The sequence below is a fragment of the Streptomyces sp. NPDC051636 genome (assembly GCF_044453765.1).
Classification (GTDB): Bacteria; Actinomycetota; Actinomycetes; order Streptomycetales; family Streptomycetaceae; genus Streptomyces.
Genome location: NZ_JBITDA010000003.1, coordinates 38,396 through 52,020, shown reverse-complemented (window position 1 = coordinate 52,020; position 13,625 = coordinate 38,396). Strand labels below are relative to the sequence as shown.

Annotated in this window: 12 protein-coding genes and 1 pseudogene; 5 read left to right on the top strand and 8 right to left on the bottom strand. The window is 73.2% G+C overall.

What is annotated here, in order from left to right; all coding sequences use genetic code 11:
* Window positions 1–7: 7 nt before the first annotated feature.
* From ACIBBH_RS07185 to ACIBBH_RS07175, 3 genes are read left to right on the top strand one after another with little or no spacing between them, the layout of a single operon-like run.
* Window positions 8–505: a carboxymuconolactone decarboxylase family protein gene (locus tag ACIBBH_RS07185; RefSeq protein WP_399402825.1), complete on the top strand. Its 498-nt coding sequence runs from the start codon at window positions 8–10 to the stop codon at window positions 503–505.
* Window positions 502–972 (top strand): carboxymuconolactone decarboxylase family protein, encoded by a 471-nt coding sequence (locus ACIBBH_RS07180; protein WP_399402823.1) that lies wholly within the window; start codon window positions 502–504, stop codon window positions 970–972. Before ACIBBH_RS07185 ends, ACIBBH_RS07180 begins: the two co-directional genes overlap by 4 nt.
* Window positions 969–1,688, top strand: a complete 720-nt coding sequence (locus ACIBBH_RS07175) for an isocitrate lyase/phosphoenolpyruvate mutase family protein (RefSeq protein WP_399402822.1) — start codon at window positions 969–971, stop codon at window positions 1,686–1,688. Before ACIBBH_RS07180 ends, ACIBBH_RS07175 begins: the two co-directional genes overlap by 4 nt.
* 3 nt (window positions 1,689–1,691) lie before the next feature.
* On the opposite strand, the gene ACIBBH_RS07170 is transcribed toward ACIBBH_RS07175, so the two are convergent.
* From ACIBBH_RS07170 to ACIBBH_RS07140, 7 genes are all read right to left on the bottom strand, one after another.
* Window positions 1,692–2,654, bottom strand: coding sequence for an ABC transporter substrate-binding protein (locus tag ACIBBH_RS07170; protein WP_399402820.1), 963 nt, complete (start codon window positions 2,652–2,654; stop codon window positions 1,692–1,694).
* Window position 2,655: 1 nt separating this feature from the next.
* A complete protein-coding gene (locus ACIBBH_RS07165; protein ID WP_399402818.1) occupies window positions 2,656–4,608 on the bottom strand; it encodes an ABC transporter permease in 1,953 nt (650 codons plus the stop codon).
* Entirely contained in the window at window positions 4,608–5,774 is a 1,167-nt protein-coding gene (locus tag ACIBBH_RS07160) for a glycine betaine/L-proline ABC transporter ATP-binding protein (RefSeq protein WP_399402816.1), read from the bottom strand. The genes ACIBBH_RS07165 and ACIBBH_RS07160 overlap by 1 nt, the downstream gene beginning before the upstream one ends.
* Window positions 5,771–7,303 carry a GMC family oxidoreductase gene (locus ACIBBH_RS07155; protein ID WP_399402814.1) on the bottom strand — a complete coding sequence of 511 codons (1,533 nt, stop codon included), beginning with the start codon at window positions 7,301–7,303 and terminating at the stop codon, window positions 5,771–5,773. Before ACIBBH_RS07155 ends, ACIBBH_RS07160 begins: the two co-directional genes overlap by 4 nt.
* Window positions 7,304–7,405: 102 nt before the next feature.
* Window positions 7,406–8,926, bottom strand: a complete 1,521-nt coding sequence (locus tag ACIBBH_RS07150) for an aldehyde dehydrogenase family protein (protein ID WP_399402812.1) — start codon at window positions 8,924–8,926, stop codon at window positions 7,406–7,408.
* A 163-nt stretch (window positions 8,927–9,089) separates the two neighbouring features.
* Window positions 9,090–9,236 carry a hypothetical protein gene (locus ACIBBH_RS07145; RefSeq protein ID WP_399402810.1) on the bottom strand — a complete coding sequence of 49 codons (147 nt, stop codon included), beginning with the start codon at window positions 9,234–9,236 and terminating at the stop codon, window positions 9,090–9,092.
* A gap of 54 nt (window positions 9,237–9,290) precedes the next feature.
* Window positions 9,291–10,223 carry a LysR family transcriptional regulator gene (locus ACIBBH_RS07140; protein ID WP_399402808.1) on the bottom strand — a complete coding sequence of 311 codons (933 nt, stop codon included), beginning with the start codon at window positions 10,221–10,223 and terminating at the stop codon, window positions 9,291–9,293.
* A 100-nt stretch (window positions 10,224–10,323) separates the two neighbouring features.
* Between ACIBBH_RS07140 and ACIBBH_RS07135 the strand changes: the two genes are divergently transcribed.
* Window positions 10,324–11,727, top strand: a complete 1,404-nt coding sequence (locus ACIBBH_RS07135; RefSeq protein ID WP_399402806.1) for an MFS transporter — start codon at window positions 10,324–10,326, stop codon at window positions 11,725–11,727.
* Window positions 11,728–11,778: 51 nt separating this feature from the next.
* Window positions 11,779–12,468: pseudogene (locus ACIBBH_RS07130) on the top strand (siderophore-interacting protein).
* A gap of 3 nt (window positions 12,469–12,471) precedes the next feature.
* On the opposite strand, the gene ACIBBH_RS07125 reads toward ACIBBH_RS07130, so the two are convergent.
* Window positions 12,472–13,533, bottom strand: coding sequence for a hypothetical protein (locus tag ACIBBH_RS07125; protein WP_399402804.1), 1,062 nt, complete (start codon window positions 13,531–13,533; stop codon window positions 12,472–12,474).
* Window positions 13,534–13,625 lie beyond the last annotated feature (92 nt).

The following is a 13,625-nucleotide window of genomic DNA, read 5'->3' as shown; positions in this document are numbered from 1 at the left end:
CGAAGACATGATCACAGAGGAAACCGTCGAGTACGCGCCCGAACACACCCCCCGCCTGCGCTTCGCCCAGCACGCCCCCGAGGTCTACCAGGCGATGGTCCGGCTGGACACCGCCGCCCGGCAGGGCCTGGACCCCAGGCTGTACGAGCTGGTGAAGATCCGCGCCTCGCAGATCAACCACTGCGCGTTCTGCCTCGACATGCACACCAAGGACGCCCTCGCGGCCGGCGAGAGCGTCGAGCGGATCGTGCAGCTCAACGCGTGGGAGGAGTCGCGGCACTGCTACACGCGGAAGGAGCTCGCGGCGATCGAGCTGACCGAGGCGGTCACCGTGCTGACGGACGGGTTCGTGCCGGACGAGGTGTACGAGAAGGCCGCCGAGCAGTTCGAGGAGGCGGAGCTGGCACAGCTGATCGCCGCCATCACGGTGATCAACGCGTGGAACCGGATCGGGGTGACGACCCGTATGGTCCCGGGCCACTACCAACCGGGGCAGCACAAGTGAGCCGTACCAAGCTGCTGGACCGCGAGGTCGGTCAGGCCATGTCCGCGCTCAGCGCGGCCGCGAAGAAGGGGCTCGGCGACCCGGTCCTCGCCGAACTGGTCATGATCCGCGCCTCGCAGATCGACCACTGCGCCTTCTGCCTCGACATGCACCTCCAGGTGGCCCGCGGGAACGGGGAGTCGGAGGACCGCATCCAGTTGCTGAACGCCTGGGAGGAGGCGGAGGACCTCTACAGCGAGCGGGAGCGGGCGGCCCCGGCGCTGACGGAGGCGGTGACCGTGCTGACTGGGGGCACCTCCCGGACGAAGTCCGCGGGAGGGTTCGTGCCGGACGCGGTGTACGAGCAGGCGGCCAAGCACTTCGACCAGGCCGAACTCGCCCATCTCGTCGGTCTGATCACCGTCATCAACAGCTGGAACCGGGGCATGGTCAGCCGCCGTGTCCCGCCGGGGGGTTACCAGCCGTGAGGAAAGTGGATGTCTTCCGGTCCCTGCACCGGCGGCGCGCCCAGGGCGACCCCCTCGTCCTGCCCGGCCCCTGGGACGCGGCGAGCGCGCGGGTCTTCGAGGAGGCCGGCTTCCCGGCGCTCGCCACGCCCAGCGCGGGGATCGCCGCATCCCTCGGGTACGCGGACGGGGAGGTCCCGGCCGAGGAGATGTTCGCCGCGGTGGCGCGCATCACGCGGGCGGTGGACGTACCGGTGTCGGCGGACGTCGAGGGCGGGTACGGGCTCGCGCCGAAGGAGCTGGTGGAACGGCTGCTGGAGGCGGGGGCCGTGGGCTGCAACCTCGAGGACTCCAGCGGGGGCGTCCTCAAGGACCCGCGCCGGCATGCCGACTGGCTCGCCGAGGTGCGCTCGGCGGCGGCCGACGAGCTGTTCGTCAACGCCCGTATCGACACCTTCGCACGCGGGGTCACGGATCCCGCGCGGGCCATCGAGCGGGCCGCGCTGTACGTCGCCGCGGGCGTCGACTGCGTGTACCCGATCTTCGCCCCGGCCGCCGTGCTGCCGCTGCTGCGGTCCGGGATCCAGGGGCCGGTCAACATGGCGGCCCGGCTGGACGGCGAGGGCCCCTCGCCCGCCGAGCTCGGCGGACTCGGGGCCACCCGGGTCACGTTCGGGCCGGGACTCCAGCAGCGGTCCGTGCGGGCGCTGCGGGAGATCGCGGACGGGCTGCGGTAGGGCTCAGGACAGCCACGCCTTCCAGGTGGAGGGGTGGCTGTCCACCCACTTCTTCGCCGCCTGTTCGGGGGTGAGCTTCTGGTCGGCGATCATCAGGGAGACCTCGTTCTGGTCCTCGGTGGTCCACTTGAACTTCTTCAGCAGGGCCGCTGCCTTGCCGCCGGACTTGGCGAAGTCGGCGTTGAGGTACTTCTGCAGCGGGGTGTGCGGGTAGGAGCAGGCGACCTTCGCCGCGTCCGCGTCGCAGCCGTCCTTGTACGGCGGCAGCTTCACCTCCGTCATCGGGACCTTCTTGAACAGCCACTGCGGCGAGTACCAGTAGGTGAGGAAGGGCTTCTTCTCCTTGGCGAACTGCCGCATCTGGGTGATCTGCGCGGCCTCCGAACCGGCGAAGACCACCTGGTAGTTCAGCTTCAGGTTCTTCACCAGCGCCTTGTCGTTGGTGACGTACGACGGGGAGCCGTCGAGGAGCTGGCCCTTGCCGCCGCTCTCCGCGGTGCGGAAGAGGGAGGCGTACTTGTTCAGGTTCTTCCAGTCGGTGATGTCGGGGTGCTGCTTGGCGAGGTAGGCCGGCACGAACCAGCCGATGTGACCGGTCACCCCGAGGTCGCCGCCGGGCGCGATCGTCTTCTTGTCGTCGACGTACCGCTTCTCCTGGTCCGGGTGGCCCCAGTCCTCCAGGATGGCGTCGACCCTGCCCTGGCTGAGCGCGTCCCAGGCGGGGACCTCGTCGACCTGGACGGTGTCGACGCGGTAGCCCAGCTTGTGTTCCAGCAGGTACTGGGCGACGGCCACGTTCGACTGGGCGCCGACCCAGGACTGGACGGACAGGGTGACCGTCCTGGAGCCCTGGGCGTTGGCGAACGGCGAGGCCTGCTTGGTCATGTCCGCGGCACCGCAGCCGGTGAGCAGCGACAGGGCCGCGGCCGAGGAGGCGAGCAGGGCCGTCCGGCGGTCGATCTTCATGTCACGCTCCCTTCGTCGCGCGGCGTTCGGTGGGCTGGGTCACCCGGTCCAGGACCAGGCCGAGGCAGACGATCGCGGCGCCCGCGACCAGGCCCGTCGCCAGGTCGCCCTGGGCGAGGCCGAAGGCCACGTTGTAGCCGAGGGCGCCGCCGCCGACCAGACCGCCGATGATGACGACGGCGAGGACCAGGACCACGCCCTGGTTGACGGCGAGCAGCAGCGACCGGCGGGCGAGCGGGAGCTGTACCTGCCACAGCTGCTGGCGGCCGGTGGCGCCGAGCGAGCGGGCCGACTCCAGCGCCGCCGGGTCGACCTGGCGCAGGCCCTGCGCGGTGATCCGGACGACGGCCGGGAGGGCGTAGACGACGGCCGCGGCGACGGCGGGGGCGCGGCCGACGCCGAACAGCGCGACGACCGGGATCAGGTACACGAACTGCGGCATCGTCTGGAAGACGTCCAGGACCGGGCGCAGGGCCCGCTCGAAGCGGTCGCTGCGGGCGGCGGCGATACCGGTGGCGAAGCCGAGCACGAGGGTGACGGCGACGGCGGCGAGGACCTGAGCGAGGGTGTCCAGGGACGGCTCCCACACGCCGAGCACGCCGATCGCGGCCATCGCGAGGACGGCGGTCAGGGCGGTGCGCCAGGTGCCGATCAACCAGGCCGGCGCGGCCACGATGAGCAGCACCGACCACCAGGGCAGCCACTGCAGGCCGTCGCGCAGGGGGTCGAGGACCCAGGTGGTGAAGTGGCCGGCCCAGTCCGCGGTGCCGCCGACGTAGGGGACGCCCGAGTAGAGGTGCGCGGTCATCCAGTCGACGGCGCGGTTGACCGGTTCGGCGATGTTCAGGGTCCAGGCGTCGGGCCAGTCGAGGTGACCGAGGAGACGGACGGCCACCGCGACGGCCACGGGGACGGCCAGGGCGTAGGGCCATCCGATCGTGCGGGGGCGGGAGGCGGCCTGTCCGGCGGTGTCCTGCCCGGCCGCGCAGGTGACCCGGTCCAGGACGACGGCGAGCAGCACGATCGGGATGCCGGCCGCGAGGGCCGCGCCGACGTCGACCGAGGCGAGCGCCTGGTAGACGCGGTCGCCGAGGCCGCCGGCGCCGATGACCGAGGCGATGACCGCCATGGACAGCGCCATCATGATCGTCTGGTTGAGGCCGAGGAGGAGTTCCTTGCGGGCGAGCGGGATGCGGGCGGTCAGCAGGCGCTGGCGGGCCGTGGCACCCAGCGACTCCACGGCCTCCAGCACCTCGGGGTCGGCGCCGCGCAGGCCGAGCGCGGTGAGGCGGGCCATGGGCGGGGCGGCGTAGACGACGGTGGCGAGGACGGCCGCCGGGACGCCGATGCCGAAGACCAGCACGACCGGGAGCAGGTAGGCGAACGCCGGGAGGACCTGCATGGTGTCCAGGACCGGGCGCAGCGCGCGGTCCAGGCGGTCGGAGAGGCCGGCGCCCAGGCCGAGCAGGAAGCCGACGGCCACGGAGACCAGGACGGCGACCACCATCAGCGCGAGCGTCTGCATGGTCGGCACCCACATGCCGAGCAGGCCGCAGGCGAGGAACGCGACGGCCGTGCCCACGGCGAGCCGCACCCCGGCGACCCGCCAGGCGACGAGCGCGCCGAACGCCGTGACGCCCGCCCAGCCGGCGGCGAGCAGGGCGAGGTAGACGGCGCGTACGGAGAGGACGACCGCGTTGCTGATGTAGCCGAAGAAGTACAGGAACAGCGGGTGGCTGTCCCGGTTGTCGATGACCCAGTCACTGGCGTTGGCCAGCGGCTTGGTGAGGTCGACGGTCAGCGCGTGGGGCCATGCGGCGCTCGGCCAGTGGGAGTGGGCGAGCGGGGCGAGGACGGCCGCGGCCAGGGCGAGCAGGAGCAGCTTGCGGGCGGCGCGGTGCCTGAGGGCGGCGGGGAGTGCGATGCGGGGGGCCTGTGCGGTGACGGTTGCCATCAGACGGCCTCCGCGCCGGTGCCGGCGGGCGGGGTCTCGCGCCGGCGCGTGGGGCGTGGCGCCTTCCGCGGAGCGGGTGCCGCCCCGGCGGTACGGCCGCCCGCGGCCACGCCGGCCACGACGCCGAGCAGCCGCTCGTGGTCGACGACGCCCAGGCACCGCCCGTTCTCGACCACGCACGCCGGCCGGCCGGTCCCCGCCACGACCTTGATCGCTTCGGCGACCACGGCGTCCGGTGGCAGCGCGCCCGGGTGGTCGGGGCCGCCGCAGTCGCCGGGGCGCATGGCCGTACGGACGGTCATGACCTGCTCGCGCGGGACGTCCCGGACGAACTCGCGGACGTAGTCGTCGGCCGGGGAGCCGACGATCTCCTCCGGGGTGCCGAGCTGGACCACGCGGCCGTCGCGCATGAGGGCGATGCGGTCGCCGAGTCTCAGCGCCTCGGAGAGGTCGTGGGTGATGAAGACCATCGTGCGGCCCTCCTCGCGGTGCAGGCGGGCCACCTCGTCCTGCATGTCCCGCCGGATCAGCGGGTCGAGGGCGCTGAACGGCTCGTCGAAGAGCAGCACCTCGGGGTCGACGGCCAGCGCCCGGGCGAGGCCGACGCGCTGGCGCTGGCCGCCGGAGAGCTGCCCGGGCCGGCGCTTCTCCATGCCCTCAAGGCCGACCTTGTCGACGACCTCCTTCGCCCGCGCCCGGCGCTCGGATCGGCCGACGCCCTGGATCTCCAGGCCGTAGGCGACGTTGTCGAGGACCGTGCGGTGCGGGAGCAGACCGAAGTGCTGGAAGACCATGGCGGTGCGGTGGCGGCGCAGTTCGCGCAGCCGGGAGCGGTCCATCGCGCGGACGTCCTCGCCGTCGATGGCGATGGTGCCCGCCGTGGGCTCGATCAGCCGGGTCAGACAGCGCACCAGCGTGGACTTGCCGGAGCCGGACAGGCCCATGACGACGAAGACCTCGCCCTTGCGGACGTCGAAGGAGACGTCCCGGACGGCGGCCGTGCAGCCGGTGCGGGAGCGCAGCTCGGCGGGGTCCAGGCCGGTCAGCTCGGGGTCGGCGGGGACGCGGTCGGCCTTCGGGCCGAACACCTTCCACAGGCCGCCCACGGAGAAGACGGGGGCGTCGGTGGTGGGCGGCTTCCGGGTGGTGGGCGTGGTGACGGTCATCGCGCACCACCTCCGATCAGGTCGACGGCTTTCTCACCGACCATCAGCACCCCGATCATCGGGTTGACGGCGGTCATGGTCGGGAACACGGACGCGTCGGCGACACGGATGCCGTCGAGGCCGCGGATCTTCAACTCGGGGTCGACGACAGCCAGTTCGTCGTCGACGGGGCCCATCCGGCAGGTGCCCGCCGGGTGGTAGACGGTGTGCGCGACCTTGCGTGCGTACTCGCTGAGTTCGGCGTCACCGACGATCTCCGGGCCCGGGCACACCTCGCGCTTGAGCCAGCCCGCCAGCGGTTCGGTCTTCGCGATCTCGCGGGCGATGCGGATGCCGTCGACGAGGGTGCGGGCGTCGTAGTCGTCCTGGTCGGTGAAGTAGCGGAAGTCCAGCGCGGGCTTGACCTGCGGGTCGGGGCTGGTCAGGTAGAGGCGGCCGCGGCTCTTCGGCTTGGGGATGTTCGGGGTCATCGAGACGCCGTACGGCGGGCGTTCGTAGCCCAGTCGCTCCGGGTTGTCCGTGAACGGGATCTGGTAGAAGTGGAACATCAGGTCCGGGCCCGCCTGCCGGGGGTCGCGGCGCACGAACAGGCCCGCGTCGGAGTCCATCGCGGAGTTCTCGGGGATCGGGCCGTGGGTCTCCCAGACGATCACCGACTCGGGGTGGTCGAGGAGGTTCTCGCCGACGCCGGGCAGGTCGTGCGCGACCGGTATGCCGAGCCGCTCCAGGTCGGCCTTCGGGCCGATGCCGGAGTGCAGCAGCAGGCGGGGCGAGTCGACCGCGCCGGCGCACAGCAGGACCTCGGTGCGGGCCCGTACGAGGAGTTCCTCGCCGTCCTTGGTGCGCACGTGCGCGCCCGTGGCACGGGTGCCGTCCAGCTCCAGCCGGTACGCCCAGGTCTCCAGCAGGATCGTGAGGTTGGGGCGCTCGTCCATCACCGGGTGGAGGTAGGCCACCGAGGCGCTGGAGCGCTTGTTGTCCTCCGGGTGGTAGGCGAGGTCGAAGAAACCGACGCCCTCGGTGAACGGCTTGTGATTGAAGCCCTCGACCCTGGGTACCCCGAGTGCGGACCGGGCGGCGTCGACGAAGTCGCGGGCGATGGCATTCCGGTCCTTCTCGTCGACCGGGACGATGTTGTTGAGGAGGCGTGCGTAGTAGGCCTCCATGGGGACGGCGCCCCACCCCTTGGCGCCGGCGGCCTCCCACTCGTCCCAGTCGGACGGCAGGGGCTTGAAGGCGATGAGGGTGTTGTGGGAGGAACAGCCGCCGAGGACACGGGCGCGGCTGTGCCGGATGTGGGAGTTGCCGCGTGGCTGTTCGGTGGTGGGGTAGTCGTAGTCGAGGTCGCCGCCGAGCAGGCCCATCCAGCGGCGCAGGGTGAGGACGTCGTCGCGGCCGACGTCACTGGGGCCGCCCTCGATGACGGCGACGGTGACGTCCGGGTTCTCGGTGAGGCGGGAGGCGATGACGGAGCCTGCCGTGCCGCCGCCGATCACGACGTAGTCGTAGACGTGGGGACTGTCGGACATGGGGGTGCTCACTCCAGGGTGGGGGACGCTTGGGGGGAGTCGGGGGGAGGGTGGGGTGTGTCGCGGGTGCGGGAGGTCGCGGCGGGAGGTCGGCCCCGGGGGTCAGCCCGCGAACCAGCGCACCGGTTTCGGCGCCAGGTTCTGGTAGACGTGCTTGGTCTCGCGGTACTCGGCGAGCCCGGCCGGCCCGAGTTCGCGCCCCACACCGCTCTTGCCGAAGCCACCCCACTCCGCCTGCGGCAGGTAGGGGTGGAAGTCGTTGATCCAGACGGTGCCGTGCCGCAGCCGTCCGGCGACGCGCCGGGCGCGGCCCGCGTCGGCGGTCCAGACGGCGCCCGCGAGGCCGTACTCGGTGTCGTTGGCGAGGAGGACGGCCTCGTCCTCCGTACGGAAGGTCTCGACGGTGAGGACCGGGCCGAAGACCTCCTCCCGTACGACCTGCATCTCGCGGTGGCAGGCGTCGAGGACGGTGGGCTCGTAGAAGTAACCGGTGGCGGGGCGTTCGGGGGACGCACCGGGGCGCTTGCCGCCGGTGCGCAGCACCGCGCCCTCGGCGAGCGCGGAGGCGACGTAGGCCTCGACCTTGGCGCGCTGCTGCTCGGAGACGAGCGGGCCGCACTCCACGCCGTCCTCCGTGCCGCGGCCGAGGCGGATCCGGGCGGCCCGGCGGGCGAGTTCGGCGACGAAGCGTTCCCGGACCGACTCCTCGACGATGAGGCGGGCGCCCGCCGAGCAGACCTGGCCGCTGTGGATGAACGCGGCGTTGAGGGCCTGGTCGACGGCGGTGTCGAAGCCCTCGTCGGTGGCGCAGGCGTCGGCGAAGACGACATTGGGGTTCTTGCCGCCGAGTTCGAGGGCGACCTTCTTGACGGTCGGGGCGGCGGCCTGGGCCACCTTGGTGCCGCTGACCAGGCCGCCGGTGAAGGAGACCAGGTCGACGTCGGGGTGCTCGGCGAGGCGGGCGCCGACCGTGTGGCCGGGGCCGGTGACGATGTTGGCCACGCCGGCCGGCAGCCCGGCCTCGGCGAGCAGCTCGATCAGGGCGATGGTGGTCAGCGGGGTGATCTCGCTGGGCTTGACGACGAAGGTGTTGCCCGCCGCGAGCGCCGGAGCGATCTTCCAACTGGCCTGGAGCAGCGGGTAGTTCCAGGGGGTGATCAGCGCGCAGACCCCGACGGGCTCGTGCACGACGACGCTGTGGATGTCGGGCGAGCCCGCGTCGACGACCCGGCCGGGGGCCTCGGCGGCCACCAGGTCGGCGAAGTAGCGGAAGGCGTCGGCGACGCAGTCGATGTCGACACGGCCCTCCTCGACGGTCTTGCCCGCGTCCCTGCTCTCCAGCAGGCCGAGTTCCTCGCGGTCGCGCGCGAGGAGGTCGGCCACCCGGCGCAGCAGGGCCGCGCGATCGGCGGCCGGGGTGCGCGGCCAGTCGCCCGTGTCGAAGGCGCGGCGGGCGGCGGCCACCGCCAGCTCCGCGTCCTTCTCGTCACCCTCCGCCACCACGGCGAAGGGCCGGGCGTCCGCGGGGTCGAGGATCTCGCGCGTCGCGCCGGAGACCGCTTCCAGCCACTCGCCCCCGGCATGGATGGTCGCCCGTGCCGGTCGTTCCGTTCTCTTCGCCATGATCGATGTTGCCTTCCGTTCCTGTTCAGCTCCCGTGTGTCACACGTGTGTCACTCTCGGGGGACCGTGTCCCCCTGCCCGGGGGCTCCGGATTGCATGCGCAATGGGCGGCCGAAAGTGCGCTGCATCACTGGAGATGCGGACATATATGGACAAAAGCCTCTCAGGAGCGGGGCGGTCGGAAGTCGGCCGGCGGGTCCTCCCCCACGCGTCCGTCGATCGACTCCCGGATCAGGCCGGCCCGACCGAGGTGCCGGGCGTACTCCTCGATCAGGAGACGACGCAGGAGGGGTGACTCGCCGCTGCGCATGGTGAACGCCGCCCGGTAGCCGGCGCCTCCCTCGGCGACCGCCTCCCGGACGTGCTAGGGACTGCGCGGCGACCACTGCGCCACCAGGTCCCGTACGCAGCCCCGCAGCCACGCGTGGGCCGGGTCGGCGTCGTGGCGTGGGTGCCAGGCCAGGCCCAGCCGCAGCGCGGGAAGGGGGAGCGGCACCTCGAAGGCGACCAGGCCGAGGGCGGAGGCCAGGGGCAGGCTCCATGAGCTGACCAGGCCGGCCAGGTCGGTGTCGCGGAGGACGAAGAGGGAGGCCGGGAAGGTGCCGACGGTGCCCACCACCCGGCGTGTCAGGCCGAGTTCGGCCAGCGCGGCGTCGACCGGGCCGTGCAGCTTGCCGCGCCGGGAGACGATGAGGTGATCGGCCTCCGTGGCGAACCGCTCCGGCGTCAACTCCCCGGCGAGCAGCGGGTGTCCGGCCCGTACGACGCCCACCATCCGGTCCTCGCACAGGGACTCCACGTGCACCTCGGGCGCGGTCGTGTCGACCACCCCGACCTCCAGGTCGGCCGTCCCCTGGCGCAGGAACGGGGCGTCCACGTGGCTCTCGGTGAGGAAGCGGATGCGGATGCCGGGCGCCTCCTCGGCGGCACGGGCGAACAGGGCCGCGCCGTGCGCGGCGGCGATCACGTCGTGACAGATGATCGTGAAGGTACGGGAGACCGTGCGCAGGTCGGTGGCACGGCCGGGCGCGAACAGGGCGCGGGCCCGCTCCACCACCGCGCTCACCTCGGCGCGTACGGCCAGGGCGTGCGGGGTGGGCACCATCCGGCGGCCGGCGCGGACCAGCACCGGATCCCCGAGCGCCTTGCGGACGCGGCCCAGGGTGCGGCTCATCGCCGGTTCGGAGAGGTGCAGGCGGCGGGCGGCGCCCTGGACGCTCTGCTCCTCCAGGAGGACGTCCAGGGCGACCAGCAGGTTCAGGTCGATCCCGGCAGGCGAGCAGGCGGATTGCGTCATGCGCAACTGTCCCTTGTCAAGGTTGCACTGGAAGCAGGTCATCGCCGAGCCTACGGTGACAGGGCATCCCCCACCACCCACCGAGCTCCTGGGAGGAGCCGTGCCCGCGCACGCCCTGAAACGTCCGACCCTGCTCGCCCTGTGCGCCTGCGTGCTGGTCGCGCAGAGCATGGTCGCCGCCATCAACCTCCTCATTCCGCAGTTGATTTCCTCCGCGCTGCATCCCTCGCACAGCGAGGTCCTGTGGACGGTCGACGCCTACGTCATCGCCTTCGCCGGACTCCTCGTCCCGGCGGGCGCGCTCGGCGACCGGTACGGCCGCAAGGGGGCCCTGCTCACCGGCCTCGCCCTCTTCGCCGCGGGCGCCGGCACCAGCGCGCTCGCACCGGACCCGGCCGTGCTGATCGCGGGCCGCGGCCTGTCCGGCGCCGGGGCCGCGCTGATCACCCCGGCCACGATGTCGATCCTGATGCACCTGTCCGCTCCGGAGCACCGCGCCCGCGCGATGGCCTCCTGGACCCTGGCGATCGGCCTGGGCGGCGCGGCGGGCAACCTCGGCGGCGGCCTGGCCGGCCAGTTCCTGTCCTGGCGGGCCCTGTTCGCCGCGATGGTCCCGCTGGCGGCACTCCTCGCCGTGGCGGTGGCCGTCACCACCCCGCGCACGGACCGCGCCGCCCGCAGCAATCTCGACCCCCTCGGCACGCTCCTGCTCACGGCCGGCCTGGTCGCCGTCCTCTTCGGCATCATCGAGGGCCCCACCTACGGCTGGACCTCCCCGCGCATCCTGGGCGCCTTCGCGGCCGGCGCGCTGCTCGCCGCCGCCTTCACCGCCCATGCACTCCGCTCGCCCGCGCCCCTCTTCGACCCGAGGGTCTTCGCCTCGTCCCGCCTGCGCTCGGCCACCCTCGGCACGGCCGCCGGTTTCTTCGGCCTGTTCTCCCTCTTCTACGTCAACTCCCAGTATCTGCAAGACGTCCACGGCTTCGGCGCCGCTCTCACCGGTGTCGCGATCATGCCGCTGACCGTCGGCATGGCGCTCGTCCCGAAACTCGCCGCCCGCTGGGCGGGCCGGCCCCGCCCGGTCGTCGGCGCCGGGCTCGCGCTCATCGGCCTCGGCCTGCTCGGCGCGTCCACCGCCGACGCGGGCACACCGTACGGGACGTGGGCCTGCTGGCTGCTGGTCATCTCGGCGGGCACCGGCCTGTCCATGCCCGCCCTGACCCTCGGCGTCGTCTCCTCGCTCCCGCCTCACCAGGCGGGCCTCGGCTCCGGCCTCGGCACTTCGGCCCGCGAGATCGGCGCGGCGCTGGGCGTGGCCGTGACCGGCACGATCCTCTCCGCCCACCCCGACCTGGCCCACGGGATGGGCCCGGCCCTGCGCACGGTCGCGCTGGTGGTGCTGGCGGCGACGGGGATCGTGGTGGCCGGGTACGGCGGCCGGGGCAGTTCGCGCACCATCGCGTCCGGCCGGGAACGCGTGCTGTCGCGTTCCGCCCGTTCCTGACGTCAACTCCCCCTGTCGACCTCTGGTTGACCTTTCCCGCCCGGAGGCTTCATGCCCGCCCTGCCCAATCCCGTCCTCGACCTGCTGATGCTGCGCGGGACCATCACGGCCGCCGGCCCGATCGCCGCCCGCATGCGCCGGCTGCGCGTCGAGGGCGACGCACTCGCCGGGCTGGAGGTGCGGCCAGGACAGCAGATGCGGGTGCTGGTCGGCGGCGGACTGACCCGGCGGACGTACTCGGTGTGGCGGTACGAGCCCCCGTCGCCGTCGAGTTGTGCGTGCTGGACCATCCGGGGGCCGGGCCCGGCGCGCGGTGGGGGCGGACCGCCGCGGTTGGGCGACCAGGTGCGGCTGGGCAGGCCCGAGGGGTCCTTCGTGCTGCGCCCGGGCGCCGCGCACCACGTCTTCGTCGGGGAGGAGACCGCGCCCGTCGCCCTCGGGGCGATGCTGGCCGCGCTCCCCGAGAGCGCGCGGGTCTCGGGCTGCGTCGAGACGGCGACGGCGGCGGACCGGCTGCCGCTGGCGCACGCCGACCGCCTCGACCGGCTGATCCGGGGCGGGACTTCGCTGCCGGAGGCGGTACGGCGGCTCGCTCCCGCGCCCGGCGGCGTCGCCTACGTCGCCGGGGAGGCGCGGACCGTGCAGGCGGTGCGGCAGGTGCTCGTCCGGGAGGCGGGCCGGGACCGGCGGGCGGTCCTCACCAAGCCGTTCTGGGCGCCGGGCAAGCGCGGGCCGGAGTGATCCCTACGCACACGAGGCGCCGGCCGGGCAGAACGACGACACCGCTGTCGTCAGCGGGGCGCGGACCAGGCCGGAGGACAGGCTCTCCGGTCCGCTGGAGCGGATCGCGTACAGCGTGCCGTCGGCGGCCTGGAAGCGGTGGTCGATGACCTGGCGGGCGCCCTTGTCCTTGTCGTCGTAGCGGTACGACAGCTCGGACCAGGTGTCTCGCGAGTCGCGGCTCCGGACCTCGTAGCCGGGCTGCCGGGAGTAGCCGTAGCCCTGGTCGTTCTCGGCCAGGTCCAGGGACTCGGCCGGGGTCGCCTCGGAGAGCTCGAAGATCTGCAGCTGGCGGCCGTCGGACGGGGAGTCGTAGAAGACGACCATGGCCTTCTCGCCGTGCTTCTGCCTGCGTTTCCAGCCTTCGGGGACGTCGAGCGTGTAGCCGACCGGGTCGTGGGCGAGGCGGTAGCCCCGGGGCACGGACGGGGACCGAAGCGGCGAGCCGGACGCGGTCGTGGCGGGCGGCGAGGTCCCGGGGGCCGAGCCGCTGACGCTGATGCCGGGGCCCGGGCCGGATTCCGTCCGGGTGCCCTTGTCGTGGTCTCGGCCGAGATACCACACCCCTGAGAAGGAGCCCGCCGCCACCAGGACCATGACGGCGACCAGAACGACCAGGCGGCCGGTGGCCCGCCGGGGCGCGGACGGCGGGGCGTACGAGGGCGTGGCCGGCGGTGGCGTCCAGGCGGGCGCCGGTGGCTGGGCCGGGGGCGGGGGCGGGGGGCCGCCGGTGCAGGCGCCGGACGACGACCAAGGGGGTGGCGGCGGGGGCACGTCACCGTGGCGGCGGTCGGCCGGGGGCGGCGGCGGGTCGCCCGCGTGGCCCTCGGCGGACGGAGGCGGTGCGTCGCCGCGGCGGCGGTCCGCGGCTGCCCGGTCCCCCCACGGCGGGGGAGTCTGGGCCGTCTGGGTCTGCGCCGACGCCCACGGTGGCGTGGCGTCCGGCTCGGGGCCGGCCCAGGGCGCCTGGCCTCTCTCCTCGCTCGGCTCGTGCTCAGGACCGTCCTGACTGTTGCGTGCGCTCATCGCGAGCCCCCCGTAATCGCCTTGCTGCGTACTGCTCTTGAAGGTAGCGGCGAAAACGGGCGCGGGCTCCCTTCCGGAAGAAACCGGAAGGG